We start from the raw sequence: 24586 nt of genomic DNA, 5'->3' as shown, positions 1-24586 counted from the left end.
GAGTTCACTGCCCCTTGCCACCGACATGCCTGCGGAGCTGCCGACATGCCGTCCCACGACGCCCGGATCCTCCGTGGCGCCGCAATTCCCACTGCGGCCGCCGGAGTGATCGCCATGGCGATCTCCTTCGCCGTCGCCCAGGGGAAGGGCCTGCTCGGCGCGCTGCTCGCGACCGTGGTGGTGCTGGGCTTCTTCAGCTTCGGCCAACTCGCGCTCGACCGTCTGACCCGGAACAACCCGCAGATGATGATGGCCGCCGGGCTGCTGGTCTACACGACCCAGATCTTCGCGATCGGCATCCTGCTCGCGGTGGCCAAGCACCTGACGTTCTTCGACCGCAAGGTCTTCGGGTTCACCCTGCTCGGCCTCGCGATCATCTGGACGGCGTTCCAGGTGAGGGGCGCGCTGAAGGCGAAGATCTATTACGTGGAACCCGACGGCAAGCCGAAATCCGGGCGTCAACCGTGAGCGGGGCCGGCTGTCCCCCTCGCGAGGGGGGCGGTGTTTATGCCCTCCTGACGGGCTGCTATCGTCCGTCCCAACGGCGGAGTACGGGATGCGGCCAGGTCTCTCCGAGAATCGGACGGATCGCCCCCCGGCTCCACGAAGCTTTCGAAGATCCCGCGGCGGGGATATGCGCCGCGCCGGGTCCGCGAGAAATCCAACTAGTTCCAGTGCCGCACCGTGGCCGCAGGCCACGCCGACACACCGAGGTTGCCGTAACCATGCGTCAGAACGAAGGAGTCTGTGGTGGGTGCTGACGTTCAGCTCGCCTCCGAGGCCGGTTGCCACCTTTTCTCCGGCTGCGGCTTCCCGGCCCCCGGCCTGAACGAGTTCGACTTCAAGCCGATCTTCTCGATCGGCAGTGTCGACTTCACCAAGCCGATGCTGCTGTCGATCATCTGTGCGCTGCTGGTGGTCGGCTTCTTCTGGGCCGCGTTCGCCAAGCCGAAGCTGCTGCCGGGCAAGCTCCAGCTGGTCGGTGAGATCGGGTACGACTTCGTCAAGCGGAGCATCGTGCTGGAGACGATCGGCAAAAAGGGCGAGAAGTACGTCCCGATGCTGGTCTCGATGTTCTTCTTCGTGTGGATCATGAACATCATGTCCATCATCCCGTTCGCCCAGTTCCCGGTGATGTCGCGCATCGCGTTCCCGGTCGGGCTCGCGGCGGTCGTGTGGATCACCTACATGACGCTGACCTTCAAGAAGCACGGCTTCGTCGGCGGCATGAAGAACCTCTGCTGGCCGTCGGGCATCCCGGGCTGGGTCATGTTCATCCTGGTGCCGATCGAGTTCTTCTCGAACATCTTCGTGCGCCCCTTCACCCTCGCGGTCCGAGCCTTCGCGAACATGTTCGCCGGTCACCTGCTGATCGTCGTCTTCTCGGTGGCTTCGTGGTACCTGCTGAGCCCCAGCATCGGCGCCCTGTACGGCTCGGTGTCCTTCGCGGTGGCCGTCGGTCTGACCGGCTTCGAGCTGCTGGTGCAGTTCCTGCAGGCGTACATCTTCGTGATGCTCGCCAGCAGCTACATCGCCGGTGCCCTGGAAGAGGCGCACTGAGCCCCGCGGCTCCGGCCGCGCCCTGAACTCCCGGTGGCCAACACCCACCGGTATTCCATCCCCGCAAAGGATTAGCTGAGATGTCCGCTCTCGCTGAAGGTATCCACGGTTCCGTCGCGTCCATCGGCTACGGCCTCGCCGCGATCGGCCCCGGCATCGGCGTCGGTCTGATCTTCGGTAACGGCGTGCAGGCGATGGCCCGTCAGCCCGAGGCTGCCGGCCTGATCCGCTCCAACATGTTCATCGGCTTCGCCCTGACCGAGGCCCTCGCCCTCATCGGCATCGTCATGCCGTTCGTCTACGGCCAGTGAGCCAGGCGCACCGGTAGTCAATTCCGACGAAAGGTTCTGATATGACCCCCGAGGTTCTCCTCGCGGCTGAAGAGAAGATGAACCCTCTTCTCCCCGCGTGGCCCGAGGTCATCATCGGCCTGCTCTGCTTCTTCATCGTCTTCGGTCTTCTCGGCAAGAAGCTCCTCCCCAGCATCGAGAAGGTGCTGGAGGAGCGCCGTGACGCCATCGAAGGCGGCATGAAGCGCGCGGAGACCGCTCAGGCCGAGGCCCAGGCCATGCTTGAGCAGTACCGTGCCGAGCTGGCCGAGGCGCGTCACGAGGCCGCTCGGATCACCGAGCACGCCCGTGAGCAGGGTGCTGTCCTGATCGCCGAGATGCGCGAGGAGGGCCAGCGTCAGCGCGAGGCCATCGTCGCCGCCGGCCACGCGCAGATCGACGCCGACAAGAAGCAGGCGACCGCCGCCCTGCGCCAGGACGTGGGCTCGCTGGCCTCCCAGCTGGCTTCCCGCATCGTTGGTGAGTCCCTGGAGGACCACGCCCGCCAGAGCGGTGTCATCGACCGCTTCCTGGACGAGCTGGAGTCCAAGGCCGCCGCTGCCCAGGGTGCGTCCAAGTGATCGGCGCGAGCCGCGAGGCCCTCGCCGCCGGTCGCGAGAACCTCGAGAGCCTGACCGACAACACTTCGGTGGACGCGGCCAAGCTCGCCGAGGAACTCGCTGCCGTCACCGCGCTGCTGGACCGCGAGGTGTCGCTGCGCCGCGTGCTGACCGACCCGTCCCGGTCCGGTCAGGACAAGGCCCAGCTGGTCACCTCGCTGCTGGCCGGTCAGGTCTCCGGCGAGACCGTCGACCTGGTCTCCGGCCTGGTCCGCTCGCGCTGGTCGGGTTCGCGTGACCTGGCCGACGCGGCCGAGCAGCTGACCGCGTACGCCGAGGTCATCGCCGCCGACAAGGCGGGCGCGCTGGACGACGTCGAGGACGAGCTGTTCCGGTTCGGCCGGGTGGTGGCGGGCTCGCACGAGCTGCGTGCCGCGCTGACCGAGCCGAAGGCCGACACGGCCGCCAAGAAGGAGCTGATCCGCAAGCTTCTCGGCGGCAAGGCCAACGCGGGCACCGTCCGCCTGGTCACCAGCCTGGTCACGGTCCCCCGGGGCCGTAGCCTGGAGGGTGGCCTGGAGTCCTACTCCAAGCTCGCCGCCTCCCGGCGTGGCCGCGTGGTGGCCCTGGTCACCACCGCCGTGCCGCTGTCGGACCGCCAGAAGGAGCGGCTCGCCGCTGCCCTGGCCGGCCTGCAGGGCCGTTCGGTGCACCTGAACATCGACGTGGACCCCGAGGTCCAGGGCGGTGTCCGGGTCCAGATCGGCGACGAGGTCATCGACGGCACGGTCGCGAGCCGCCTCGAAGGCGCTCGCCAGGGCCTCGAAGGCTGAGCACCAGCACTATCCGACCCTCGGTCGGGCGTCGGTCCACACCAGGTGGGCCGGCAAAACGTACGGCCGGTTCACTCGACCCGGCCGAGAGTCGAGCACTTGCGGCCCTCAATGGCGGGCCGAGGATCGCAAACTAGGAGAGCAGGGAAGCCTGATGGCGGAGCTTACGATCCGTCCGGAGGAGATCCGGGACGCGCTGGCCGACTTTGTCCAGTCGTACCAGCCGGACGCCGCTTCTGTGGAAGAGGTCGGCAAGGTCACTGACGCTGCGGACGGCATCGCGCATGTCGAGGGCCTGCCCTCGGTCATGGCGAACGAGCTGCTGAAGTTCGAGGACGGCACGCTCGGCCTCGCGCTGAACCTCGACACCCGCGAGATCGGTGTCGTCATCCTCGGTGAGTTCGGCGGCATCGAAGAGGGCCAGACCGTGCGCCGCACCGGCGAGGTCCTCTCGGTTCCGGTCGGCGACGGCTACCTCGGTCGCGTCGTGGACCCGCTGGGCAACCCGATCGACGGCCTGGGCGACATCGTCTCCACCGGCCGTCGCGCCCTGGAGCTGCAGGCCCCCGGCGTCATGGCCCGCAAGTCGGTCAAGCAGCCGCTGCAGACCGGCATCAAGGCCATCGACGCGATGACCCCGATCGGCCGCGGCCAGCGCCAGCTGATCATCGGTGACCGTCAGACCGGCAAGACCGCCGTCGCCGTCGACACCATCATCAACCAGCGCGACAACTGGCGTTCGGGCGACCCGGAGAAGCAGGTCCGCTGCATCTACGTCGCCGTGGGCCAGAAGGGCTCCACCATCGCGTCCGTCCGCGGCGCCCTGGAGGAGGCCGGCGCGCTGGAGTACACCACCATCGTGGCTGCTCCCGCCTCCGACCCGGCCGGCTTCAAGTACCTCGCCCCGTACACCGGTTCGGCCATCGGCCAGGAGTGGATGTACGACGGCAAGCACGTCCTCATCGTCTTCGACGACCTGTCGAAGCAGGCCGAGGCCTACCGCTCCGTCTCCCTGCTGCTGCGCCGCCCGCCGGGCCGCGAGGCCTACCCGGGTGACGTCTTCTACCTGCACTCCCGCCTGCTGGAGCGCTGCGCCAAGCTGAACGACGCCCTCGGCGGCGGCTCGATGACCGGTCTGCCGATCATCGAGACCAAGGCCAACGACGTCTCGGCGTACATCCCGACCAACGTCATCTCCATCACCGACGGCCAGTGCTTCCTGGAGTCCGACCTGTTCAACGCCGGCATCCGCCCGGCCGTGAACGTCGGTATCTCGGTCTCCCGCGTCGGCGGCTCCGCCCAGATCAAGGCCATGAAGTCGGTCGCCGGCCGCCTGCGCCTGGACCTGGCCCAGTACCGCGAGCTGGAGGCGTTCGCCGCCTTCGGTTCCGACCTGGACGCGGCCTCCAAGGCCCAGCTGGAGCGCGGTGCGCGCATGGTCGAGCTGCTGAAGCAGGGCCAGTACCAGCCGTTCGCGGTCGAGGACCAGGTCGTCTCGATCTGGGCCGGCACCACCGGCAAGCTGGACGACGTCCCGGTCGCCGAGATCCGTCGCTTCGAGCGCGAGTTCCTGGACCACCTGCGCCTGGAGCACAAGGGCATCCTGACCGGCATCGCCGAGACCCAGAAGCTCGAGGACGGCACCATCGACGCGCTGACCGCGGCGATCACCTCGTTCAAGCAGGGTTACACCACGGCGGACGGCAAGCTGCTCTCCGAGCAGGCCTGAGTCCGGTAGCGAGGGAAAGGACGTAACGACCCATGGGAGCACAGCTTCGGGTCTACAAGCGCCGCATCCGCTCCGTCACCGCGACGAAGAAGATCACCAAGGCGATGGAGATGATCTCCGCGTCGCGCATCGTCAAGGCGCAGCGCGCGGTGGCCGCCTCCACCCCGTACGCCGATGAGCTCACCCGCGCGGTGACCGCGGTGGCCACCCGGTCCAACGCGAAGCACCCGCTGACCACCGAGAACCCGAGCGCCTCGCGCGCCGCCGTGCTGCTGGTGACGGCGGACCGCGGTCTGGCGGGCGGCTACTCGACCAACGCCATCAAGCAGTCGCTGGCGCTCGCCGCCCGCCTCCGCGAAGAGGGCAAGGAAGTGGTCACGTACATCGTCGGCCGCAAGGGCGTCGGGTACTACGGGTTCCGCAACCTCGCGGTCGCGAACTCGTGGACGGGCTTCTCGGACAAGCCGACCTACGGGGACGCGAAGGCCGTCGCGGCGGACCTCATCGAGGCCTTCACCGCGGAGACCGGTGGCGTGGACGAGCTGCACCTGGTGTCGACCGAGTTCGTGTCGATGCTGACGCAGACCGCCGTGGACGCCCGACTGCTGCCGCTGAAGCTCGACGAGGTCGAGCTCAGCGACAAGTCGCCGGCGAAGAACGAGATCTTCCCGCTGTACGACTTCGAACCGTCGGCGGAGGGCGTCCTCGACGCCCTGCTGCCGCGGTACGTCGAGAGCCGGATCTACAACGCTCTCCTGCAGTCGGCCGCCTCCGAGCACGCCGCCCGCCGGCGTGCGATGAAGAGCGCGACGGACAACGCCGGCGAGCTCATCAAGTCGCTGACGCGGCTTGCCAACTCGGCCCGTCAGGCCGAGATCACCCAGGAAATCAGCGAGATCGTCGGCGGCGCCAACGCCCTCGCCGACGCTAGCCGCGGGAGCGAATGAGTATGACCACCACTGTTGAGCCGACCACGGCGACGGGCCGCGTCGCGCGGGTCATCGGCCCGGTCGTCGACGTGGAGTTCCCCGTCGACGCGATTCCGGACATGTTCAACGCCCTGCACGTCGAGGTGGACAACCCCGACGGCACGGGCAAGAAGACCCTGACCCTTGAGGTTGCCCAGCACCTCGGCGACGGCCTGGTCCGCGGCATCTCGATGCAGCCGACCGACGGCCTGGTCCGTGGCTCGCAGGTCACCGACACCGGTTCGGCGATCTCCGTCCCGGTCGGCCAGATCACCAAGGGCAAGGTCTTCAACGCCCTCGGTGAGGTGCTGAACGTCGACAAGGCCGAGTTCGAGGCCTCCGTCGAGGTCAAGTGGCCGATCCACCGCAAGGCCCCGAACTTCGCCGAGCTCGAGTCGAAGACCGAGATGTTCGAGACCGGCATCAAGGTCATCGACCTGCTCACCCCGTACGTCCAGGGTGGCAAGATCGGTCTGTTCGGTGGTGCCGGTGTCGGCAAGACCGTTCTGATCCAGGAGATGATCTACCGCGTCGCCGAGAACTTCGGTGGTGTGTCGGTGTTCGCCGGTGTCGGTGAGCGCACCCGTGAGGGCAACGACCTCATCGACGAGATGGTCGACTCGGGCGTTCTGGACAAGACCGCGCTGGTCTTCGGCCAGATGGACGAGCCGCCGGGCACCCGTCTGCGCGTCGCGCTCTCCGCGCTGACCATGGCGGAGTACTTCCGCGACGTCGAGAAGCAGGACGTGCTCCTCTTCATCGACAACATCTTCCGGTTCACCCAGGCCGGTTCCGAGGTGTCGACCCTGCTCGGCCGTATGCCCTCCGCGGTGGGTTACCAGCCGAACCTGGCCGACGAGATGGGCCTCCTGCAGGAGCGCATCACCTCGACCCGCGGTCACTCGATCACCTCGATGCAGGCGATCTACGTCCCCGCGGACGACCTGACCGACCCGGCGCCGGCCACCACCTTCGCCCACCTGGACGCGACCACCGTTCTGTCGCGCCCGATCTCGGAGAAGGGCATCTACCCGGCCGTCGACCCGCTGGACTCCACGTCCCGCATCCTCGACCCGCGGTACATCGCGCAGACCCACTACGACACGGCCATCCGTATCAAGGGGATCCTGCAGAAGTACAAGGACCTGCAGGACATCATCGCGATCCTCGGTATCGACGAGCTGTCCGAGGAAGACAAGATCACGGTGCAGCGTGCCCGCCGCATCGAGCGCTTCCTCTCGCAGAACACCTACGTGGCGAAGCAGTTCACCGGTGTCGACGGTTCGACCGTGCCGCTGTCGGAGACCATCGAGGCCTTCAACGCGATCGCGGACGGCAAGTACGACCACATCCCGGAGCAGGCCTTCTTCATGTGCGGTGGCATCGACGACCTCGAGCGCAACGCCGCCGAGCTGCTGAAGAAGTAACCGCAGACCGGTCGCACCGCAGACCCAACCGTTGAGGGGTGGTTCCCGGCTCTCGTCGGGGGCCACCCCTCACCGCTGGAACTGCTGTGATCCCGGTCATTTACCCGCCCTTGGTTTCGTTCCGGGGGCGCGCGACCGTTATTCTTACCGAAACTGCCGAGAGCTCAGCCGCCCGTTCGCCCGGGTGGCCGAGGCCCGGCAAGAGCCAAGGAGCCCACGTTGGCTGAGCTGCACGTCGAGCTGGTCGCAGCCGACCGCAAGGTGTGGTCCGGTGCGGCCACCATCGTTGTTGCCCGTACGGCCTCCGGCGACACCGGCATCATGCCGGGTCACACCCCGGTGCTGAGCGTGCTGGAGACCGGCCCGGTCACCATCCGCACCGTCTCCGAGGGCACCATCATCGCGGCGGTGCACGGCGGCTTCATCTCGTTCGCCGACAACAAGCTGTCGATCCTCGCCGAGATCGCCGAGCTGGCCGACGAGATCGACGTCGCCCGCGCCGAGCGCGCGCTGGAGAACGCCAAGGCCGACGCCGACTCGCACGCCGAGCGTCGCGCCGAGGTCCGACTGGTCGCCGCCGGCGGCCTGAAGGCGCATCACTGAGCCTGGTCTCAGCGACGGTCCCGGGGACGCCTGGAGCGTGTCCTCGGGACTGTCGTATCAGTTGGTAGGAATGGGCGGCCGTTGTCGGCCGTCAACGGGGATGAAGGCAGCGAGGAGGTAGGTGAGCGTGGTCCTCGCCCTTGTGGTGTGCGCGTCGGTAGTGGTCCTCGCCATCGCGGGCCTGGTCGGCTTCGCGGTACGCCGCCGCCTCATCCAGCGGGTGGGCGGCACCTTCGACTGCTCCTACCGCTTGAAAATGCCGGCGGACGCCTCCACGCAGCCGGATCTCGACGAGAACGGCCAACCCACCTCGGCCCCGGTCCCACAGACCGACGGCAAGGGGTGGGTTTTTGGTATCGGCCGGTACAGCGGCGATTCCATCGAGTGGTTCCGGGTGTTCTCCTACGCGCCCCGGCCGCGACGGGTCCTGCCGCGCACCGAGATCGAGGTGCTGGGCCGCCGCTACCCGCAGGGGCAGGAGGAACTCGCCCTGCTCTCCGGCTCGGTGGTGCTGCGCTGCCTGCACCGGGGCGCGCCGCTGGAGCTCGCGATGAGCGACGACGCGCTGACCGGCTTCCTGGCCTGGCTGGAGGCCGCCCCGCCCGGGCAGAGGGTCAACGTCGCGTAGCGACGAGACCCTCGGGGTGGGGGTCCCCCCGGCCGGAGGCTGGGGGAGGGTCAACGTCGCGTAGCGACGAGACCCTCGGGAGGGTCGACGTCGCCGGGGCCGCGGTCGGGGGAGCGTGACGTGGCTCGCGTCCACCGCTTCCGACGTGCGCGCTAGGCTGCGGGCATGGTGAACCTGACGCGCATCTACACCCGCACCGGGGACGACGGCACGACCGCGCTCGGCGACATGAGCCGGACCACCAAGACCGACCCGCGGCTGATCGCGTACGCCGACACCAACGAGGCCAACGCGGCGATCGGCGTGGCACTGGCCGCCGGGGCGCTGGACGGCGAACTGGTGACGGTGCTGACCCGGATCCAGAACGACCTGTTCGACGTGGGCGCGGACCTGGCGACGCCGATCGTCGAGGACCCCAAGTACCCGCCGCTGCGGGTCGAGCAGTCCTACGTCGACCGGCTGGAGGGGGACTGCGACCGGTTCCTGGCGGAGCTGGAGAAGCTGCGCAGCTTCATCCTGCCCGGCGGCACCCCCGGCGCCGCGTACCTGCACCTGGCGTGCACCGTGGTGCGGCGGGCCGAGCGGGCCACCTGGGCGGCGATCGAGACGCACGGCGACGACATCAACCCGCTGACCGCGAAGTACCTGAACCGGTTGTCCGACCTGCTGTTCATCCTGGCGCGCACGGCCAACAAGGAGCGCGGCGACGTGCTGTGGGTGCCCGGCGAGAACCGCTGACCTCCGGCTACTTCGCCCGCTTGGGGAAGACCGTGTAGCCGGCGGCGACGACGAGGTTGATGCCGACCGCCAGGGCCATCTTCGGGTACCAGGAATCCAGCGCCGCAGTGCGCGCGGCGTCGCCGACCAGCCACTGGACGGCGGCGACCAGCGCCACCGTGACGGCCGCGGCCAGCAACGTCAGCAGGAACACGCCCCACTCGTAACGGGCCCGCGCCGCACCGTACTTGGGCATGCCGGGAGGCTTGGGGCCGCCGGCCAGCCGGTGCGCGGCGTGGCCGTCGGCCCAGCGGACCAGGCGGTGCCCGTAGGCGACCGAGAAGCCGACGTAGGCGGCGGCCAGGCCGTGCGTCCAGTCGGCGGTGGCGCCGCCGCGCAGATCGGCGACGGTGGCGCCGAGGATCACCAGATCGACCACCGGCAGCAGCGCCAGCAACGCCAGACCGGTGCGGCGCAGGCGCAGCGCGTAGCGGGCCAGCAGCCCCGCCGCCAGCACCACCCAGAAGCCGGCCTCGCCGGCCACGATCAGGGAAACCATGCTTCGATCCTCCTCGCGCGCGGGTGCGCCGTCGTCGTCCGGCCGGTGGACCGGGGTGTCAGACGTTCGTCGGACGGCGGGTCGTCCGAGCGGTCGTCCCGGCGGGCCGGAAGGGGTGCTGGGATGGGTCGGGTGAGACTCTCCGAGCGCGGGCAGGACGTGGCCATCGCCGTGGCCGGGCTGCTCGGCGGCCTGCTGCTGATCGCGGTCGGCGCGTACGACCGGCGGCCCGAGTGGTCGGCGTGGGCGTCGGTGCTGCCGCTGGTGGCGATGGCCGGGCTGTCGCTGGTGCGCCGCCGGTGGACGGTGTGGACGGTCAGCGTCGGCGGCGTGGTGTTCGGCGTCGCCGTGTACTTCGGCTCGCTGGTGCCGACGATGCTGCTGTACACCGACCTGCTGTACGCGGCCGTGCTGTACGGCCCGGCGCGGATGAGCCGGGTCCTGCAGTTGTCGGGCGCCGCCACCACCGTGGTGTTGACCGGCCTGACGTGGAGGTACGCCTCGCTGTCCGAGGCGCTGCTGGTCGCCGTGTTCTGCGGGCTGATCTTCCTCTCCCCGGTGTGGACGGCGGACCTGCTGCGCCGGCACCGGGAGGTCGCCGAGGCGGAGCGGCTGCGCGCCGAGCAGACCGCGCTGCTCGCGGAGCTGGACCGGCGCGGCGCGGTGGTCGCCGAGCGGGCCCGGATGGCCCGCGAACTGCACGACGTGATCGCCAACCACCTGTCGGCGATCGCCATCCACGCCACCGGCGCGCAGGCGGTGGCGCGCCGTCAGGTGCGGGCGGCGGACGAGCCGTTGGTGGAGGCGCTCGCGGTGATCCGGGAGAACAGCGTGCAGGGCCTGGCCGAGATGCGTCGGATGATCGGCCTGCTGCGCGAGGCCACGCCCGAAGAGCCCTACGCCGCGCCGCGGTTGGCGGCGGTGGACGTGCTGCTGGAGCAGGCTGCGGCAGCCGGGCGGTCGGCCGGGCTGCGGTTCGCGGCGGAGCAGCACGGCGAGCCGGGCGAACTGCCCGCGCCGGTCGAACTCGCCGCGTACCGGATCGTCCAGGAGTCGCTGACCAACGCCGTCAAGCACGCCGCACCCGGCCCGGTCCGGCTGTGCATCCGGTACGGGGAGCGGGAGTTGGAGATCACCGTGGAGTCCCCGTACCGGGCCGGCGAGGGCCGGGCGGTGCCCGGGGCGAAGGCCGGGCTGGTCGGCATGGGAGAGCGGGCCCAGCTGCTCGGCGGCGAGTTCGACGCCGGGCCGGACGGGCAGACGTGGCGGGTCCGGGCGGTGCTGCCGCGGACGGCGAGCGGGGAGCGGGCATGATCCGGGTGCTGGTGGCGGAGGACCAGGCGGCCGTCCGGGCGGCGCTGGTGATGATCCTGCGGGCCGAGGACGACCTGCAGGTGGTCGGCGAGGCCGCGGACGGCGAACAGGCGGTGCGGCTCGCGCTGGAACTGCGGCCCGACGTCGTCCTGATGGACGTCCAGATGCCCCGGCTGGACGGCGTCGCCGCGACCCGCCGGGTGGTGGAGGCCGGGGCGGCGCAGGTGCTGGTGCTCACCACCTTCGACCTCGACGAGTACGTGTGGGGCGCGCTGCGGGCCGGCGCCGCGGGGTTCCTGCTCAAGGACCTGGAGGCGGACACCCTGGTCGAGGGCGTCCGCACGGTCGCCCGCGGCGACGGCATGCTCGCGCCGTCCGTCACCCGGCGGCTGATCGCCTCGTTCGCCCGGCCCACGGCGGCGCCGGCGGCGGACGCGACGGCCCTCGGCGCGCTGACGCCCAAGGAGCGCGAGGTGCTCGGCTGCCTCGGGGCGGGCCTGTCCAACGCGGAGATCGCCCACCGGCTCGGCACGGCGGAGGCCACCACCAAGACCCACGTCACCCGGATCCTGGCGAAGCTCGGGCAGCGCAGCCGGGTGCAGGCCGCGATCCTCGCGCAGGAGTGGGGAGTGCCCGTTCCCGGGGAGCGGTGACGGCCGACGGCGCAACCCGGGGGAGGGGCGCAGATCACACCTGTTCCGGTGCAGATCACACTGTCGGAACGCACCACGGGGCGCGTGCTGCTACTAGAGTCCGGCGCAGAGCGATGTGGCTCCCCGTCGGGCGGTCGGTGCCGCCCCGGCCCGGGCGAGCCCTCCGCGTGCCCCTGGGAGGACCAGATGACCGCACGACCGGCCCCGCACGGGCCGCCCGCACCCTCCGGGTGAGTTTGCTCACGGAGCACCGCGCAGACGGGTGATTTGGGCGGTAATCGAGCGTAGGTACCAGGTGTTCCTGCGTATATTCCCTCGGACGGGTGAAGTTGAGGGACAGTCCGCCGGGTGACAGCAACCTGCGGAACTGGTCGACCGTCAGATTCAGGAAGGGGCCGGTGCACAACCGGTCCAGAACACGGCGCGGTCGATCCCTGGGGCACGGGACGGGCGGCAGGCGCAACGCGGCGGACGGACAACGGCACACGGCCGAGGAGGAGGACAGCGTGCGCATCAGCGGCGACCACACCGGACTGGCCGTCGAAGGGCGGCTCGACGTGCGCAGCGCCGCCGACGCCAAGGCGCTGCTGCACGCCGCGGTCGACGGCGGCGAGGGCGATTTCGTCCTCGACCTCGGCCGGCTCGAATCCTGGGACGCGACCGGCCTCGGCGTCATCATGGGCACCCACCGCCGGGCCGGCCGGGCCGGGCGGCGGCTGGTCCTGCGGGACGTGCCGATGCAACTCCAGCGGCTGCTGGTGGCGACCCGGCTGCACCGCATCCTGGCGGTGGAGGGGGCGGTTCAGGACCCGGTGGGGACGACGTTGCCCGCGCTGAGCTGATCGCTCGTCCGCCTTCTCCTCTCCCCACAACTACCCGGTGTGTTGACCCGGTTCGGTCATGTGGGAAAGTCTCCGGTCAGGTGTCCGAGTGGCGGGGAGCAGCGACGTGGGTCAGCCGAGTGGGATACGCCCGCGGGGTGGGGAACTGGTCAGCGGTGAGCGGCTGGTGGTGGTCGGAGGGCCGGAGGGGTCGGAGGCGCGGCACTGTCCGGACGAGTGGCTGCCGCAGCCTCGGCGGATCCGCGGCTTGGTGCAGGCGCGGCCGGAGTTGGGGCCGACCGCCGCGGTGGGACCGCTCGCGTTGGGGGCCGGGCCCGGGGACCTGCCGCTGCTGGACCGGGACGGCGACGTCGCGGCGGTGCTCGGGCAGCTCCGGGAGGGCCGTTCGGTGCGGCTGGTCGGGCAGGCCGGGTCGGGCCGCTCCGCGTTGCTCGCGGCGGTCGCCGAGGTCGCGGGGGAGTTGGCGCCGGACGGCGTGGTGCGGCTGAGCGGCTACCGCAGGACGTCCGCCGACCTGTTGCAGGACCTGTTCGCGGCGACCCACCACGCGCCGGACTTCCGGCCCGACCGGGAGCAGTTGGTCGAACTGCTGGCCGGGGTGGCCGCGGTGGTGGTGATCGACGATGTGGAGCCGTCCGGCGAGGAGCTGGAGGAGCTGCTGGCGATCGCCCCCGAGTGCGCGTTCCTGATCAGCACCGCGCCGGACGCGCCGCCGTCGCCGCCCGGTTCGCGGCTGCGGGAGCACCTGGTGGCGGGCCTGTCGCGGCCGGCGTGCCTGACTCTCGCGGCGCGGCTGGCGGGCCGTCAGCTGGACGAGGCCGAGCGGGCCTGGGCGGTGGACCTGTGGTTCGAGTCGGAGGGCCTGCCGCTGCGCTTCGTCCGGGCGGCGGCGCTGCTGCGGCAGCGGGACGTCGCGGTGGACGCGCTGGTCGCCGCGCAGGAGGACCGGCGGAGCGTCTTCGGGTTCGCGCAGGAGTACGAACTCCCGGGTGATCCGGCCGAGTTGGAGACCGAGTTGCGGGCCGGGGTGCCGCTGCCGTCGGTCGGGGAGAGCGCCGCTCCGGCCCGGTTGCTGGTGCAGGGGCTGAGCGAGCCGGCCCGGCGGGTGCTGCGGCTGGCGCTGGCGCTGGAGGGGGAGTGCCCGACCGCGCCGCACCTGCCCGCGCTGATCGACGTCGGTCTCGGCGAGAGCGCGCTGCAGGAGCTGGTGGACCACGGCCTGGCGGTGTCGGTGGGCGGCCACCACCGGCTCACCGAGGGCGTGCTGGCCGTGCTGCTGCCCGAACTGGAGTCCGACGCGGACGGGCAGCCGGCCCCGTTCGCCGCCGGCGGGGTCGCGCACGGCGCGGCCGAGCACCTGTCCTGGTGGGTCGGGCACGCCTCGGTGACGACCCGCCAGATCGCCGCCGAGGCCGAGGTGATCCTCGCAGTGCTGCGCGCCGAGCGGAACGCCGACCGGCCCGAGCAGGTGCTGCGGCTGGCCCGGGCCGCCGCGCCCGCGCTCGCCCTGTCGCTGCGCTGGGGCGCCTGGGAGCGGGCCCTGCAACTCGGCCTGGAGGCCGCCCGGATGCTCGGGGCGACCGCCGAACAGGGCTGGTTCCACCACGAGTTGGGCGTGTACGCGCTGTGCGTCGGCAATCCGCAGCGGGCCGTCGGCGAGCTGGAGGCGGCGCTCGCGCTGCGGGCCGCCGCCGGCGACCAGCGCGGCGGGGCGGTGGCGCGGCGGATGCTCGACGTGATCCGCCTGGAGGAGACCGCGGCGCTCACCGTCGGCGACACCCAGCCGGTGCGCGGGCGGCGCACCATCCGGGCGATCGCCCAGGTCCCGGCCCGGCTGCGCAAGCGGGCCCCCGCCGGGGCCCGGAAGACCGCCCTGGCGGCGGGCGCCGCGGTGATGGCGCTCGGCGTGCTCGGCACCGCGATCGGCGTGGCCGTCAGCAGCGAGGACGCCCCCGCCGGCAAGCAGCCCGGCAGCTCCGCGGACGACATCCCCGTGCCGGACGCGACCACCAGCCCCCGGCCCAGCGCCAGCCCCCGGCCGTCGGCGAGCGACAGCGCGACGCCGTCCGAGAGCCCGACCGAGTCGGCCAGTGACAGCCCCTCCGCCACCCACCGGCCGAGCAGCAGCCCGACCGGCACGAAGTCGACCGCGACGGCGACCGGCACCAAGACCTCGCCGCCGCAGACGAGTTCTCCGCCGCAGAACACCAAGCCGCCCACCCAGCCCGCCAGCCCGCCGCCGTCCAGCACTCCGCCGAGCTCCCCGCCGGCGACCTCCCCGGACCCGTCGGGCAGTCCGGCCGCAGGCTAGACGTTGAGCCGGAGCTGGAGCCGGCAGCCGCCGGGGCGGTTGTCGGTGTCCACGGTGAGCGGCACCGGGTGGCCCGGGGTGGCGGTGAAGCGGTCGTTGGGGAGTGCGCCGCCGCACTGGCGGACGTCGCCGTTCCCGGCGTACCGGATGTCGAGGGAGACGGACGGGGTGTCCGCCACGAGGAACGTGAGGATGCACCCGCCCGGTCGGCCCTGGCGCCCGCCGCACTGGCCCGGGTCGCCCTCCGGGTCGAACCGGATGCCGAGCGCCGCTGCCGTTCAGGGATTCCGGCAGCGCGGGCACGCCTAACCGAATCGGGGGTCCCGGGCGGGCAGATCCACTGGAAGGGCGGCGGGGTCAGTCGCGGACCCAGGTCCAGGGCGCGGCCTCGATCTTCACCCGGACCGGGGTGAACCCGGCGGCGCGCAGGCGGGCCGTCTCGGCGGCGGCGCGGCGGTGCTGGGCGGCCAGGGTGCCGTCGCACTGCCAGGACAGCATCGGGAGGGGTGCCGGCCGCGGGCCAGCAGGATGTGGGTGAACTCCAGGCCGTGCGCAGCCGCCCATGCGGCCAGTGCGTCGACCTCGGCCGGGGCCAGGGTGAGATGGGTCTCGTACCGGCCGACCGGTTCAGCGCTTCGCACGGGCATGCGGTGATCCTGGCAGGCGGACGCGGGCGGCGGCCCGCCAGGGGGCCCGCCGCAGGTTCGTCGCCGCCGGGGTCAGAACAGCTTGAGCTTGTCGTCGTCGATGCCGCGCAGCTCGTCGTAGTCGAGGACGACGCAGCCGATGCCGCGGTCGGTGGCCAGCACGCGGGCCTGCGGCTTGATCTCCTGGGCGGCGAAGACGCCCTTGACCGGGGCGAGCAGCGGGTCGCGGTTGAGCAGGTCGAGGTAGCGGGTGAGCTGCTCGACGCCGTCGATCTCGCCGCGGCGCTTGATCTCGATGGCGACGGTGGCGCCGTCGGAGTCGCGGCAGAGGATGTCGACGGGGCCGATCGCGGTGGGGTACTCGCGGCGGATCAGCTGCCAGCCGGCGCCGAGGACCTCCATCCGGTCGGCGAGGAGCTCCTGCAGGTGGGCCTCGACGCCGTCCTTCACCAGGCCGGGGTCGACGCCGAGCTCGTGGCTGGAGTCGTGGTGGACGTCCTCCAGGGTGATGATCAGCTTCTCGCCGGCCTTGTTGGTGACCGTCCACACCCCCTCGGTCTCCTTCAGGGAGCACGGCGGGGACATCCAGTTCAGCGGCTTGTAGGCCCGGTCGTCGGCGTGGATGCTGACGCTCCCGTCGGCCTTCACGATCACCAGGCGCACGGCGGAGGGCAGATGTGCAGCGAGGCGGCCCGCGTAGTCCACGGTGCACTTGGCGATTACAAGACGCATGGGGACAAGCCTACGGCCCGCCGGGAGTGCCCCCGTCCCTGTTCGATTTCGGCGGGCGCGGGGAGGGGGCGTGCGGAGGGGAGGGGTGCGCCGGCGTGCAGTGGGTCGAGGGGGCGCGATTCCCGAGACAGGCGGCTGTCGGGAGGCGGGCCCGGAGGCCGTTTGAAGCGAGTGTCCGCAGACCGGGTGTGGGTCGGCCGGGAGGGGCGAAACATGGTGACCGCACGGCCACCACCGGTGAGCCGGGCCAGCTCGGCGTACAGGGTCGGTGCACAACTGATTCCGGCCAATCTCGGCTGCGGCACGGCGATTCGGGTGGCAATCCCCGGATTCTCCAGCCGGGTCCGGGAAGGACTGACACGCTGGTCTGACCCCCTGGCCAGGACCTCGATTACGCGGCGGCATCCCCCAGCCCCGTCGCGCCGTCGGCATTCGAACATCGCGCGTGGTCCACCGCACGTCCAACGCACCCTCAGCACCCCGGTACGACCGCCCCGTCGAATCCGTCGGGGCGGACCGTGAGAGGAGAACCCATGTCGCTCGACGTCTCACCGGCCCTGTTGGAGAAGGCCGAACGGGGCGAGGTCGACGAGCGGGAGTTCGTCGACTGTGTCCGCACCTCGCTGCCCTACGCCTGGGACATGATCAGCTCGCTGGTGGCCCAACTCAAGGTCGACGGAACCGACTTCGCCGACAACGAGGTCCCCCCGCCGAGTGAGCAGGAGCGCGGACAGCTGCTCCGGGCGATGGCCAGCGACGCCATCCGCGGAGCCCTGCAGCGCCACTTCGGCGTCCAGCTGGCCTTCCAGAACTGCCACCGGGTCGCGGTCTTCGCCCCCGGTCCCGACACCGCCGACCGGCTCGCCCGATTCACCTCGGTCCGGGCCCAACTGCTCAACCAGTCGCCGGAGTTGCGCGACTGCTGACGCCGACTCGGCGCCGCCCGGCACCGGGCCGCCCCGGACCTGACCGGCCGGGGCGGCCCGCAGGCATGCGTTCAGCGCAGCTGCGGCAGCACCTCGTCGCCGATCCGGTCCAGGTTGTGCAGCGTCGCCGCGGTGTCCCCGGAACCCTCGGCGAGCAGCGCGAAGCGCCGGATCCCGGTGCCCTCCGCGGTCGCCAGCAGCCGGTCCGCGCACTGCCGGGGCGTGCCCACCGCGTGCAGGTCGCACAGCAGCTCGGTGTACGCCCGGGGGTCGCGCATCGACCGCTCCCGGCCGTCCACCGTGCGGTGCGCGCCCAGCCCGTACGCGAAGAAGTCCGGCATCGCCCGCAGCAGGCTGTCCCGGGCCGCCCCCGCCTGGTCGTCGACCTGCACCACGCCGGCCGCCACGTGCTCCCGCTGCACCCGCGCCAACTGCTCCTCGCCCCGCCCCGCGGCCCGCCAGGCCGCCCGGTAGGCGGCCAGCATGTCCCGCTTGTCCTCGTCGCCCGAGTGCATGCCCAGCAGCATCGGCAGGCCCCGCTCGGCGGCCGTCCGCACCCCGGCCGGGGAGGTGCACGCCATCACCACCGGCGGGCCCGACTGGGGCTGCTGGGGCGGCTCCTGGCGCTGCCGCGGAATCACCGCGGCGGTCGGCGCGGGCCCGTCCAGGCCCAGCCAGCCCGTCAGGTCCGTCCGCCGGGCGGGTTCGACGGCCCGCGGCACCACCGCCACCTCCGGGAAGTCGAACTGCGGCCCAGAGCCGCCCACCCGGGCCCCGTGCAGCCAGCGCAGCAGCAGGTCCAGGCGCTCCGGGAAGCCCCGCTCGTACGCCTCCAGGCCGCCGCCGAACACCGCCAGGTCGATCCACGGCCCGCCGCGGCCCACCCCGAGGGTGAACCGGCCGCCGGAGGTCAGGTGCAGCAGCGCCGCCTGCTCGCCCAGCGCCACCGGGTGGCGGGTGCTGAGCACGCTGACCGCGGTGCCCACCCCGATCCGCCGGGTGCGGCCCAGCAGTATCCCCGCCAGCGTCGCCGCGTCCGGGCAGACCCCGTACGGCACGAAGTGGTGCTCGGCCAGCCACACCGCGTCCAGGCCCACCCGCTCCGCGGTCAGCGCCGCCGAGACGGTCCGGTCCAGCACCTCCCCGTGGCTCTGCCCGGGGAACTGCGCGGACAGCAGGAAGGCGCCGACCCGGATCGCGTCCGTGTCGGCCCCCGGCCCCTGCTCCGGGGCCGGCTGGGCGGCCGTGGCCACCCCTCGGCCGGTCGGTCGCCGTTCGGAGCGGGCGTGCGGGCGGGCGGTGGTCTTCGTCATGGGGCGTGCCTCCTCGGTGCGCGCAGGGTTCGCGAGCCCCGCCGTGTCACCTCGTGAGTAACCCATGTCATGTGCCAATGGCACGCCGAACCCTCAATTTGCCCAAGGGAAGGGTGGATTACCGTCGAATCGCTGAAGCCGGACGGTGATCCGTGCTAGTGGCGCGGAAGGGGCCGGTGTGGCGTGCGTGACCCCTGGGGCGAAACGTCCCGGCCACGGCCGCCCACCGGTGACGCGGCGGCCCGTACCCTGGAGGGACAACGCGCCGGAACGAGGGGTAGTCACGTGTCACCGCGACGCAACCGGATCCAGAAGTCCGAGGACCGAGAGAGCGCCGCGCCGATGGGCGGGTCGCTGCGACGGGTGGAGTCGTACCGGGGCGAGGACTGGGTCGTGCAGACCGTGGCCGGGACGGCCGGGCGGCACTACCGGTGCCCGGGGTGCGACCAGGAGATCCCGCCGGGCGTGGGGCACGTGGTGGCGTGGCCGGACCACAGCAGCGGAGTGGACGACCGGCGGCACTGGCACCGGGCGTGCTGGGGAGCGCGGGAGCGCCGCGGCTCCAACCTGCTGCGGGGCCGCGGCGCTCCGAAGTACTGACGATCCGTCAGGCGTCGCGCTTCTTCAGGACCAGGTAGCCGCCGAGCAGGGCGGCCGCCGCCCAGGCCGCGCAGATCAGCAGGCCCGTCCACGGGCCGTACGGGTGGTCCCCGGTCGGGTAGACCTGGAGCGCCGCGGAGCCGGCCCGGTCCGGGAAGTAGCGGACCACGTCCTTCACCTTGGGGACGATCGACAGGATCGGCGAGACCAGGAAGAAGAACGGGATCAGGATGCCCAGCGACAGCACCTGGTTGCGCAGCATCATGGTGACGCCGATCGAGAACAGGCACAGCAGCGTCAGGTAGCAGGCCGCGCCGAACACCGCCCGCAGCACGTGCGGCTCGCCGAGGCCGGTGGAGTACTGGCCGAGCGCCGCCTGCCCGAGGAAGAACGCGACGAACACCGTCACCAGCGAGACCAGGAACGCGAGGACGCCCAGCACCGCGGTCTTCGCCCCCATCAGGACGCCGCGCTGCGGGACGGTCGCCAGCGACACCCGGATCATGCCGCTGGCGTACTCGTTGCCGACCGCCAGCACGCCGAACACCACGATCGCCAGCTCGCCGAGCGAGATCCCGGCGAGCGAGGTGGTCGTCGCGTCGAACGGGGCGGTGTTGTGCTCGGTGAACTGGTCGTAGTTCAGCTTGGTCAGCAGCGAGATCGCGAAGCCCATGGCGACCACGATCAGGAAGGTGAGGACCAGCGTCCACACGGTGGAGCGGATGCTGCGGACCTTCGTCCACTCGGACTGCACGACTGCGGGGAACGCGGCCATCTCAGCTCTCCTTTCCGGCCTGGCGGGCGTCCCAGCCGGCGCCCCATCCGGGCTGCTGCGCCGGCTGCGGGGTGGCGGCGCCGGTGGCGCCCGTGGTGGCGGCGACGTCGGTGTGGTACTCCACCGAGTCGGCGGTCATCTGCATGAACGCGTCCTCCAGCGAAGCCTGTTGGGGGCTCAGCTCGTGCAGCGTGACGCCGTGCGCGGCGGCCAGGTCGCCGAGCAGGGCCGGGTCGCCGTCGACCACCTCCCAGGCCCCGTCCGGGCCCGGCTCGGCGGTCAGGCCGGCGCCGCGCAGCGCGTCCAGCAGCTGCTCCGGCTGCGGGGTGCGCAGCCGCACCGCGGAGCGGGAGTTCTGCCGGATGAACTCGGCCATCGGCAGGTCCGCCAGCAGCCGGCCGCGGCCGATCACCACCAGGTGGTCGGCGGTCAGCGCCATCTCGCTCATCAGGTGCGAGGAGACGAAGACCGTGCGGCCCTCGGCGGCGAGCGCCTTCATCAACTTCCGGATCCAGACGATGCCTTCGGGGTCGAGCCCGTTCACCGGCTCGTCGAACATCAGGATCTTCGGATCGCCCAGCAGTGCCGAGGCGATGCCCAGCCGCTGCCCCATGCCCAGCGAGAAGCCCCGGGCGCGCTTCTTCGCGACCGCGGTCAGGCCGACCACGTCGAGCACCTGGTCGACCCGCTCGCGCGGGATCCGGTTCGACTGCGCCATCCACAGCAGGTGGTCGTAGGCGGTCCGCCCCGGGTGCACGCCCTTCGCCTCCAGCAACGCGCCGATCTCGCGCAGCGGGTCCTGGACGGAGGCGTAACTGCGGCCGTTGATGGTCACCTTGCCGGCCGTCGGCCGGTCCAGGTCGAGGATCATCCGCATGGTGGTGGACTTGCCGGCGCCGTTCGGACCGAGGAAGCCGGTGACCACGCCCTCCGGAATCCGGAAACTCAGGTCGTCCACGGCCAACTTGTCGCCATAACGCTTCGTCAGATGGTGCAACTCGATCATGTGCCACTCCTAGGTCTGCCGCCAGGGTAGGACAAAAAACGGATGATTCGGACGATCGTCGTCCGGGGCGCGGCCCCCGGGCCCTACGGTGGAGCCATGACCTCCCCCAGCGCACCGGTCGTCCGCGAGAACGGCACCGGCACCCCGCTCGTCCTGCTGCACGCCTTCCCACTCTCCGCGCGCATGTGGGAGGGGCAACTGGAACGCGTACCCGGTCCGGCCGGGGACGATGCCCGGGTGGTCGCGCCGGACCTGCGCGGCTTCGGCGCCGCCCCGCTCGGCGAGGAGCCGCCGTCCCTGGACACCGCCGCCGACGACCTGGCGCACCTGCTGGACGAACTCGGCATCGAACAGGCCGTGCTCGGCGGCCTGTCCATGGGCGGGTACGTGGCGATGGCCTTCGCCCGCCGCCACCCCGAACGGCTGGCCGGCCTGGTCCTCGCCGACACCAGGGCCACCCCCGACACCGACGCCGCCCGCGCCAACCGCGAACGCATCGCCGCCGCCGTCCTCGAACACGGCGGCGTCGACCTGCTGATCGAGGAGAACACCGCGGAGAACCTGCTCGCCCCCGGCACCGATCCCGAACTCGTCGACGCCGTCCGCCGGATGATCGCCGAGGCGGACCCGGCCGCAGTCGCCTGGGCGCAGCGCGCGATGGCCGCCCGCCCCGACTCGCTGGAGGCGCTGGCCGCGCTGGAGGTGCCCGCCGCGGTCATCGTCGGCGAACTCGACACCGTCACCCCGCTCGGCGAGGCCCGGATGATGGCCGACGCCCTGCAGGACGCCGAGCTGACGGTCATTCCGGCGGTCGGCCACCTCTCCTCGCTGGAGGCCCCCGAGACCTTCAACGCCGCCGTCCGGGCCTTCCTCAAGCGCCTGAAGCAGCACGGCTCCTGACACGCCGAAAGGGCCCGGAGCAGCAGGCTCCGGGCCCTTCGCGGTCGGTCGGACCTCAGCGGCCCCGACGGGACGTCAGCGCGACTGCTGCGCCGGGACGCCCAGCGAGTCGTCGGTCGGCAGCGTGGCCGCGGCGACCGCCGCACCGGTCAGGGTGGCCAGCATCTCGCGGACGTTGGTCAGCTGCGCGTTGATCGAGTCGCGGCGGTTGGTGAGCGCCGCCAGCTCGCGCTCCGACTCGCTGCGGACCCGGTCGGCCTTCGCGTTCGCGTCGGCCACGATGTCCTCGGCCTGGCGCTGCGCGGTCTCGATGGTCTGGCGGGAACGGCGCTCCGCGTCGGTGCGCAGCTTCTCCGCCTCCAGGCGGAGCTGCTCGGCGCGGTGCTCGATCTCGGCGAGGCGCTTCTCCGCCTTGGCCTGACGGGCCGCCAGGTCGCGCTCGGACTGCTCCCGGCGCTTGGCCAGGTTGGTCTCGAACTCCAGCGCGGCCTGCGCGGCCTTGGTGCGGGTCTCCTCGAAGAGGGCGTCCGCCTCCTCGCGCTTGTTCTGCGCGTCCTTGTTGGCCTCGGCGCGCAGCTGCGCCGCGTCCGACTTGGCCTTGTCGACGATCCGCAGGCCCTCGTCCTCCGCCTTGGCCTTGCGGTCCTTGGCGTAGTTCTCGGCCTCGGTGCGGACCTGCTGCGCCGCGGCCTCGGCCAGCTCGCGGTGCTGCTCGGCGGCGCGGTGCGCCTCGTCGCGCAGGTCCTTCGCCTCCTCCTCGGCGAGGCGGAGGATCTTCTCGACGCGGGCGCCGAGGCCGGCGTACGACGGCTCCGCCTCGGTGACCGCGGCCTGCGCGGTCTGGGTTTCGAGGTGGAGCTCCTCGATGCGCTTCTCCAGCGCGCTGATCCGGGAAAGCGCGCTGTCTCGGTCGGCCACCAGCTTGGCGATCCGCTCGTCGACCTGGGCGCGCTCGTACCCACGGCGTACCAGGTCGAAGCCGTGCGGGGAGTGACTGTCGCTCATGGGATTTCTGGGCTTCCTGTCGTCAAACCGCTGAGATGGTTGAGGGAATCCTGACACGGTACCGGAGTGTCAACGACGAAACGCCGTTGGTTCGCGGACAATGTCCGCTCAATCGGGTGGCGCGCCCCCGGAGCGATTGCCTCCCGATCGTGGAGAGCCCACCCCGGCACCGGCCTTGGGCCCTCCGTCCTTCTTACTGCCCCCGTTGCTCTGAGCCACCGGCGCGGGCGCCTCGAACGCCTCCAACGCCGACAGCACGTCCTGGACCCGAGAGATCTCGGTGTTGATGTCCTTGCGGCGGCGCACCAACTCGTCCAACTCCCGCTGGCCCTCGTCGGTCACGCGCTTCGCCTCGGCCTTTGCCTCCGCGAGCAGTCGCTCCGCCTCCTCGGCGGCCAGCCGCAGCTGCTCCTCGGCGTCCGAACCGGCCCGCCGGATCCGCTTCTCCGACTCGTCGTCGGCGCGCTTGAGCCGGGACGAGGCCTCGTCGGCCGCCGCTTCCAGCTTCTCCTCGGACTCCATCTCGGCGGCCTTGAGCTTCGCCTCCGCCTTGATGATCAGCGCCTCGGCCCGGGTGGTGGAGTCGGCGAGCTTGTTCTCCGCCTCCTTCAGCAGCGTCTCGGCCTTGCGCACCGCCGAGATCCGCACCCGGCCGGCCTCCGCCGACGCCTCCGAGGTCAGGTCCGAGGCCCGGGTCTCGGCCGCCTCGATCAGCTTCGCCGCCCGCTCCTCGGCCTCCGCGACCTGCGCCTGCGCCTGCTCCTCGGCCTCGGTCAGCTGCTCCTGGGCGGCCGTCACCAGCGCGTCCACCCGCTCGCCGGCGGACTTCATCGCCTGCGCGTTCTCCTTGCGGGCCCGCTCGTGCAGCGCCTCGATCTCGGAATCGGTGCGCTCGCGCAGCTCCTCCGCGCGGTCCCGGATCGCCGTCGAGTCCCGACGGGCCTCCTTCAGCAGCGCGTCCGCGTCCGAACGGGCCTTCTCCACCTCGGCCTTGCCCTGCGCGTCGGCGATCGCGACCAGCCGCTCGGCCTCCTTGCGGGCCGCCGTCACCAGCGCGTCGGCCTGCTCCTCGGCCGCCGCGGCCGCCGCCAGCGCCTCCGACTGGGCCTGCTCGGCGAGCTGCTCGGCGTCCGTGAACGCCTTCTCCAGCACCGACTTGGCCTGCTCGCGGGTCGCCTTGTCGTACGCCTCGGCGGCCTCCCGCAGCTCCGCGTCGAAGGACTCCGCGCGGGACCGGATGTCCGCGTCGAACTCCTCCGCCAGCGTGCGGGTCGCCAGCGCGTACTCCTCGGCGTCGCCGCGCAGCGCCGCCGACCGCTCCTCGGCGTCCGCCAGCGCGGCCGCCGCCAGCTCGTCCGCCTCGGCCAGCGTGCGCTGCGCCCCGGCCTCCGCCGCGGCCCGCTGCTGCTCGGCGAACTCGGCCGCCGCGGCGTGCAGTTCGGCGATCTCGCGGTCGGCGGCGGCGCGGAGCTCGGCCACCTCCTGTGCGACGACGGCCCGGATCTCGGCGGTGTCGCGGTCCGCGGTCTCCCGCAGTTCGCGGTCGTAGGCGGCCGCGCTCTCGCGCAGCTCCCGGTCGAACGCGGCGGCCTGCTCGCGCAGTTCGGTGGTCTCGCGCTGGGCGGTGGCGCGGAGTTCGGCGACCTCCC

27 protein-coding genes are annotated in these 24586 nt (G+C 71.8%); 18 read left to right on the top strand and 9 right to left on the bottom strand.

Features of this window, described 5'->3' with window-relative positions; all coding sequences use genetic code 11:
* Positions 1-45 precede the first annotated feature (45 nt).
* The 11 genes from IEZ12_RS04820 to IEZ12_RS04770 all read left to right on the top strand — a co-directional run bounded on the left by IEZ12_RS04820 (position 46) and on the right by IEZ12_RS04770 (position 9375).
* Positions 46-468 carry a Cg1360 family ATP-synthase-associated protein gene (locus IEZ12_RS04820; protein ID WP_043916030.1) on the top strand — a complete coding sequence of 141 codons (423 nt, stop codon included), beginning with the start codon at positions 46-48 and terminating at the stop codon, positions 466-468.
* Between the two features lie 279 nt (positions 469-747).
* Positions 748-1560, top strand: a complete 813-nt coding sequence (atpB, locus tag IEZ12_RS04815; RefSeq protein ID WP_373295432.1) for a F0F1 ATP synthase subunit A — start codon at positions 748-750, stop codon at positions 1558-1560.
* A gap of 80 nt (positions 1561-1640) precedes the next feature.
* Positions 1641-1871, top strand: coding sequence for an ATP synthase F0 subunit C (gene atpE, locus IEZ12_RS04810; protein ID WP_189270970.1), 231 nt, complete (start codon positions 1641-1643; stop codon positions 1869-1871).
* 41 nt (positions 1872-1912) lie between these two features.
* Positions 1913-2470 (top strand): F0F1 ATP synthase subunit B, encoded by a 558-nt coding sequence (locus IEZ12_RS04805; protein WP_043916033.1) that lies wholly within the window; start codon positions 1913-1915, stop codon positions 2468-2470.
* Positions 2467-3282 (top strand): F0F1 ATP synthase subunit delta, encoded by an 816-nt coding sequence (locus IEZ12_RS04800; RefSeq protein ID WP_189270969.1) that lies wholly within the window; start codon positions 2467-2469, stop codon positions 3280-3282. The genes IEZ12_RS04805 and IEZ12_RS04800 overlap by 4 nt, the downstream gene beginning before the upstream one ends.
* Positions 3283-3436: 154 nt before the next feature.
* A complete protein-coding gene (atpA, locus tag IEZ12_RS04795; RefSeq protein WP_189270968.1) occupies positions 3437-5011 on the top strand; it encodes a F0F1 ATP synthase subunit alpha in 1575 nt (524 codons plus the stop codon).
* Between the two features lie 32 nt (positions 5012-5043).
* The gene (locus IEZ12_RS04790) at positions 5044-5958 is read left to right on the top strand and encodes a F0F1 ATP synthase subunit gamma (RefSeq protein ID WP_100588005.1); all 915 of its coding nucleotides are present in this window, start codon (positions 5044-5046) and stop codon (positions 5956-5958) included.
* A gap of 2 nt (positions 5959-5960) precedes the next feature.
* Entirely contained in the window at positions 5961-7406 is a 1446-nt protein-coding gene (gene atpD / locus IEZ12_RS04785) for a F0F1 ATP synthase subunit beta (protein ID WP_100588004.1), read from the top strand.
* A 219-nt stretch (positions 7407-7625) separates the two neighbouring features.
* Positions 7626-8009: a F0F1 ATP synthase subunit epsilon gene (locus tag IEZ12_RS04780; RefSeq protein WP_189270967.1), complete on the top strand. Its 384-nt coding sequence runs from the start codon at positions 7626-7628 to the stop codon at positions 8007-8009.
* Between the two features lie 127 nt (positions 8010-8136).
* Entirely contained in the window at positions 8137-8637 is a 501-nt protein-coding gene (locus IEZ12_RS04775) for a DUF2550 domain-containing protein (protein ID WP_035866161.1), read from the top strand.
* Between the two features lie 165 nt (positions 8638-8802).
* The gene (locus tag IEZ12_RS04770) at positions 8803-9375 is read left to right on the top strand and encodes a cob(I)yrinic acid a,c-diamide adenosyltransferase (RefSeq protein WP_189270966.1); all 573 of its coding nucleotides are present in this window, start codon (positions 8803-8805) and stop codon (positions 9373-9375) included.
* A 7-nt stretch (positions 9376-9382) separates the two neighbouring features.
* Here IEZ12_RS04770 and IEZ12_RS04765 read toward each other — a convergent pair whose 3' ends face one another.
* Positions 9383-9913, bottom strand: a complete 531-nt coding sequence (locus IEZ12_RS04765; protein WP_189270965.1) for a hypothetical protein — start codon at positions 9911-9913, stop codon at positions 9383-9385.
* 123 nt (positions 9914-10036) lie between these two features.
* On the opposite strand from IEZ12_RS04765, the gene IEZ12_RS04760 reads away from it, so the two are divergent.
* From IEZ12_RS04760 to IEZ12_RS04745, 4 genes are all read left to right on the top strand, one after another.
* The gene (locus IEZ12_RS04760) at positions 10037-11227 is read left to right on the top strand and encodes a sensor histidine kinase (RefSeq protein WP_189270964.1); all 1191 of its coding nucleotides are present in this window, start codon (positions 10037-10039) and stop codon (positions 11225-11227) included.
* The gene (locus tag IEZ12_RS04755) at positions 11224-11880 is read left to right on the top strand and encodes a response regulator (protein ID WP_189270963.1); all 657 of its coding nucleotides are present in this window, start codon (positions 11224-11226) and stop codon (positions 11878-11880) included. Before IEZ12_RS04760 ends, IEZ12_RS04755 begins: the two co-directional genes overlap by 4 nt.
* A gap of 506 nt (positions 11881-12386) precedes the next feature.
* Positions 12387-12722, top strand: a complete 336-nt coding sequence (locus tag IEZ12_RS04750) for an STAS domain-containing protein (RefSeq protein WP_189270962.1) — start codon at positions 12387-12389, stop codon at positions 12720-12722.
* A 247-nt stretch (positions 12723-12969) separates the two neighbouring features.
* On the top strand, positions 12970-15033 hold the full coding sequence (locus IEZ12_RS04745) for an ATP-binding protein (protein WP_189270961.1): 2064 nt from the start codon (positions 12970-12972) through the stop codon (positions 15031-15033).
* Here IEZ12_RS04745 and IEZ12_RS04740 read toward each other — a convergent pair.
* The 3 genes from IEZ12_RS04740 to nucS form a co-directional block, all read right to left on the bottom strand.
* Positions 15030-15212: a hypothetical protein gene (locus IEZ12_RS04740; protein ID WP_189270960.1), complete on the bottom strand. Its 183-nt coding sequence runs from the start codon at positions 15210-15212 to the stop codon at positions 15030-15032. The two genes, IEZ12_RS04745 and IEZ12_RS04740, sit on opposite strands and share 4 nt — an antisense overlap.
* A gap of 178 nt (positions 15213-15390) precedes the next feature.
* Entirely contained in the window at positions 15391-15531 is a 141-nt protein-coding gene (locus IEZ12_RS04735; protein WP_189270959.1) for a hypothetical protein, read from the bottom strand.
* A gap of 221 nt (positions 15532-15752) precedes the next feature.
* Positions 15753-16412 carry an endonuclease NucS gene (gene nucS / locus IEZ12_RS04730; protein WP_043916047.1) on the bottom strand — a complete coding sequence of 220 codons (660 nt, stop codon included), beginning with the start codon at positions 16410-16412 and terminating at the stop codon, positions 15753-15755.
* 533 nt (positions 16413-16945) lie between these two features.
* Here nucS and IEZ12_RS04725 point away from each other — a divergent pair.
* Positions 16946-17338, top strand: a complete 393-nt coding sequence (locus IEZ12_RS04725) for an SCO5389 family protein (RefSeq protein WP_043916048.1) — start codon at positions 16946-16948, stop codon at positions 17336-17338.
* Positions 17339-17409: 71 nt separating this feature from the next.
* On the opposite strand, the gene IEZ12_RS04720 is transcribed toward IEZ12_RS04725, so the two are convergent.
* Positions 17410-18534, bottom strand: a complete 1125-nt coding sequence (locus tag IEZ12_RS04720; RefSeq protein ID WP_189271116.1) for an LLM class flavin-dependent oxidoreductase — start codon at positions 18532-18534, stop codon at positions 17410-17412.
* Between the two features lie 402 nt (positions 18535-18936).
* On the opposite strand from IEZ12_RS04720, the gene IEZ12_RS04715 reads away from it, so the two are divergent.
* On the top strand, positions 18937-19251 hold the full coding sequence (locus tag IEZ12_RS04715) for an Rv1322 family protein (RefSeq protein WP_189270958.1): 315 nt from the start codon (positions 18937-18939) through the stop codon (positions 19249-19251).
* A gap of 7 nt (positions 19252-19258) precedes the next feature.
* Here the strand turns inward: IEZ12_RS04715 and IEZ12_RS04710 are convergent, their stop codons facing one another.
* Positions 19259-20026 (bottom strand): ABC transporter permease, encoded by a 768-nt coding sequence (locus IEZ12_RS04710; protein ID WP_189270957.1) that lies wholly within the window; start codon positions 20024-20026, stop codon positions 19259-19261.
* Between the two features lies 1 nt (position 20027).
* Positions 20028-21032: an ABC transporter ATP-binding protein gene (locus tag IEZ12_RS04705; RefSeq protein WP_189270956.1), complete on the bottom strand. Its 1005-nt coding sequence runs from the start codon at positions 21030-21032 to the stop codon at positions 20028-20030.
* A 96-nt stretch (positions 21033-21128) separates the two neighbouring features.
* Between IEZ12_RS04705 and IEZ12_RS04700 the strand changes: the two genes are divergently transcribed.
* Positions 21129-21932, top strand: coding sequence for an alpha/beta fold hydrolase (locus IEZ12_RS04700; protein WP_189270955.1), 804 nt, complete (start codon positions 21129-21131; stop codon positions 21930-21932).
* Between the two features lie 75 nt (positions 21933-22007).
* On the opposite strand, the gene IEZ12_RS04695 is transcribed toward IEZ12_RS04700, so the two are convergent.
* Both IEZ12_RS04695 and IEZ12_RS04690 read right to left on the bottom strand, forming a co-directional pair.
* Complete coding sequence (locus IEZ12_RS04695; RefSeq protein ID WP_043916053.1) at positions 22008-22937, bottom strand: coiled-coil domain-containing protein; 930 nt, start codon at positions 22935-22937, stop codon at positions 22008-22010.
* A gap of 108 nt (positions 22938-23045) precedes the next feature.
* On the bottom strand, positions 23046-24586 hold a 1541-nt coding region (locus IEZ12_RS04690; protein WP_505744207.1), incomplete at its 5' end, for a polarized growth protein Scy-related protein.

It is taken from the genome of Kitasatospora griseola (assembly GCF_014648555.1).
GTDB classification, from domain to species: domain Bacteria; phylum Actinomycetota; class Actinomycetes; order Streptomycetales; family Streptomycetaceae; genus Kitasatospora; species Kitasatospora griseola.
Note: the sequence above shows the minus strand (reverse complement) of the source record. Positions and strands in the feature narration are given on the sequence as shown.